Here is a 3,149-nt window from a genome sequence, read left to right as displayed (position 1 = left end):
GTCGCCTCCGCCCCCGCCGGGCCCGCGGCCCCCGCCGCGGCGCCGGGCGGCGCCATAGTGCCCCTCCCCGCGCCGGCCGAGCCCGAGGTGCCCGGCACCAGGATGGCACCCCCGGACTGAGGCACCCCCGAGGGGTTACCTGCGAAACCGGTAGTGGTCTTCCAAAAAATTGACTCTTTGCAAGGCTAGACAGCGAAGGATCCTTCATTAGACTGGTCGGGCCGCGGTCGCCGCGGTCTGCTCTGGTGTGCCCCCGCATTTCCGGAATAGCCTGTATTTCTCTGATTCAAGGACCGTGATCGACGTGAAGGTCGGCATCCCCCGCGAGGTCAAGAACAACGAGTTCCGCGTTGCCATCACGCCTGCCGGCGTGCATGAGCTCGTGCGCAACGGCCACCAGGTCTTCGTCGAGAAGAACGCCGGTGTGGGCTCGTCCATCACCGACGCCGAGTACGTCGCGGCCGGCGCCGCGATCCTGGACACGGCCGACGAGGTCTGGGCCACCGCCGACCTGCTGCTGAAGGTCAAGGAGCCCATCGCGGAGGAGTACCACCGCCTGCGCAAGGGCCAGACCCTCTTCACCTACCTGCACCTCGCCGCCTCCCGCGAGTGCACCGACGCCCTGCTGCAGTCCGGCACCACGGCGATCGCGTACGAGACGGTCGAGCTCGCCAACCGCGCGCTGCCGCTGCTCGCCCCGATGTCCGAGGTCGCGGGCCGGCTGGCCCCGCAGGTCGGCGCCTACCACCTGATGCGCTCGGCCGGCGGCCGCGGCGTCCTGCCGGGCGGCGTCCCGGGCACGGCGGCCGGCAAGGCCGTCGTCATCGGCGGCGGCGTCTCCGGCTGGAACGCCGCGCAGATCGCCGTCGGCATGGGCTTCCACGTCACCCTGCTCGACAAGGACATCAACAAGCTCCGCGAGGCGGACAAGGTCTTCGGCACCAAGGTGCAGACGATCGTCTCCAACGCCTACGAGCTGGAGAAGGCCGTCGTCGAGGCCGACCTCGTCATCGGCGCCGTCCTCATCCCGGGTGCCAAGGCCCCGAAGCTGGTCACCAACGAGCTCGTCGCCAAGATGAAGCCCGGAAGTGTACTTGTCGACATTGCGATCGACCAGGGCGGCTGCTTCGAGGACTCGCGTCCGACCACCCACGCCGAGCCGACCTTCGAGGTCCACAACTCGGTCTTCTACTGCGTCGCCAACATGCCGGGCGCGGTGCCGAACACCTCCACCTACGCGCTGACCAACGCCACGCTGCCCTACATCGTGGAGCTGGCCAACCGCGGCTGGCAGGAGGCGCTCAGCCGTGACGCCGCCCTCGCCAAGGGTCTCAACACCCACGAGGGTCAGGTCGTTTACGGCCCCGTCGCCGAGGCGCACGGCCTGCCGTTCGTCGAACTGAGCACCCTCCTCGGCTGAGTCGTCAACACGACACGCCAAGAGCGCACCCCCGGCCGGGCCTTGTTGAGCAAGGTCCGGCCGGGGCCGTTTTCACCCGGTTCCCACCCGCTTCGCGGCGGGATTCGACGGCCGGTCACCCGCCCGCGAAACTTCCGGGTTGTGGGCCGCAGACCCTTGACAGAAGCCTGTTCGATTGCCGACACATCGTGCCGTCTCCGGCGGATTGTGTTGCTGCGAACCGCCGACACGCCATAGAGTCGCCAACCGTCGGCATGGTGCAACGCTGACCTATCTAGATGTTTCCTGGTCACCAAGGAGGTAGGACGACTTGTGAATGAGTCGACATTTGCTCCCGGGGGTGGTCACCCAGGAATGTCTGCGCAGGGCCAGAGTCCCAGGGGACTCGAAGCTGTCGGCTCCGTCGCTGTCCACACCTTCGCGGCACACCAGAGCATCCAGAGCACACCGACAGCCCACCAGAGCATGGACGGCCATCACGTGAACGCCATGGCCGGCGACCGCGGCGGTTCCGATCCCGCGCGGCTCGCCGACTACGAGGACGTGCCCGACGGGCACTTCTACGACCCTGACGCGGAGTACGAGCCCGACCCCGAGTACGCGGCCACCCTCGCGCCCGACGCTGCCCGGCAGCGCCGCGAGCGCATCGGCCCCACCGGGCGTCCCCTGCCGTACTTCCCCATCCCCGGACCGCTGACCGACCACGGCCCCGCGAAGATCATCGCGATGTGCAACCAGAAGGGCGGGGTCGGCAAGACCACCTCGACCATCAACCTGGGTGCCGCCCTGGCCGAGTACGGACGCCGGGTACTGCTCGTCGACTTCGACCCGCAGGGCGCGCTCTCCGTCGGCCTCGGCGTCAACCCGATGGAGCTGGATCTGACGGTCTACAACCTCCTCATGGAGCGGGGCATGTCGGCCGATGAGGTCCTCCTCAAGACGGCCGTGCCCAACATGGACCTGCTGCCCAGCAATATCGATTTGTCAGCGGCGGAGGTCCAGCTCGTCAGCGAGGTGGCCCGCGAGTCGACGCTCCAGCGCGCCCTCAAGCCGCTGCTCGCCGACTACGACTACATCGTCATCGACTGCCAGCCCTCGCTCGGCCTGCTCACCGTCAACGCCCTGACGGCCGCTCACAAGGTGATCGTGCCGCTGGAGTGCGAGTTCTTCGCGCTGCGCGGTGTGGCACTGCTCACCGAGACGATCGAGAAGGTCCAGGAGCGGCTCAACCCCGACCTGGAGCTCGACGGCATCCTCGCCACCATGTACGACTCGCGGACCGTGCACAGCCGCGAGGTCCTCGCCCGGGTGGTCGAGGCCTTCGACGACCACGTCTACCACACCGTCATCGGCCGTACGGTCCGCTTCCCCGAGACCACCGTCGCGGGCGAGCCGATCACCACGTACGCGTCCAACTCCGTGGGTGCCGCCGCCTACCGACAGCTCGCCAGGGAGGTGCTCGCCCGGTGTCACGCCGAGTGAGTCTGCCCGGCGCCGACGAACTGTTCCGTACGACCGGGGGGTCCGGGCTGCAGTCCTCCTCCCCCCGCCGGCAGGCGAACGGGGAGGGCGGCCCGCGGGTGCCCGGCCCGGCCGGTGACTCCGAGACGACGTCCGAAGGCGGCGCCGCCGCAGCGGGCACCGAGCACGGCGGCCGCGGTGCCGCCGCCGCGGCCGACCGGGAGAACGCCCCCGAGCGCCGCCCTGCGAGCGCGCAGGAGCGCCCCGC

The 3,149-nt window shown here is 69.4% G+C and carries 2 protein-coding genes and 1 pseudogene; all 3 read left to right on the top strand.

Annotation, left to right across the window (positions count from 1 at the left end; translation table 11 throughout):
- Nucleotides 1-304: 304 nt before the first annotated feature.
- Nucleotides 305-1,420 carry an alanine dehydrogenase gene (gene ald, locus B7P34_RS35575; RefSeq protein WP_106682247.1) on the top strand — a complete coding sequence of 372 codons (1,116 nt, stop codon included), beginning with the start codon at nucleotides 305-307 and terminating at the stop codon, nucleotides 1,418-1,420.
- 465 nt (nucleotides 1,421-1,885) lie between these two features.
- On the top strand, nucleotides 1,886-2,902 hold the full coding sequence (locus B7P34_RS35570) for a ParA family protein (RefSeq protein WP_435693999.1): 1,017 nt from the start codon (nucleotides 1,886-1,888) through the stop codon (nucleotides 2,900-2,902).
- Nucleotides 2,887-3,149, top strand: a pseudogene (locus B7P34_RS37005) (hypothetical protein); the annotation flags it as partial. The gene B7P34_RS35570 and the pseudogene B7P34_RS37005, both read left to right, overlap by 16 nt.

The organism is Streptosporangium nondiastaticum (assembly GCF_003011965.1).
In the GTDB taxonomy this organism is placed as follows: domain Bacteria; phylum Actinomycetota; class Actinomycetes; order Streptomycetales; family Streptomycetaceae; genus Streptomyces; species Streptomyces nondiastaticus.
This window is presented reverse-complemented; position numbering and strand designations above follow the sequence as displayed.

What these genes read in the sequence shown, in the direction of transcription:
- B7P34_RS35570 (WP_435693999.1), top strand. Translation starts at nt 1,886, where the DNA reads ATGGACGGCCATCACGTGAACGCCATGGCCGGCGACCGCGGCGGTTCC.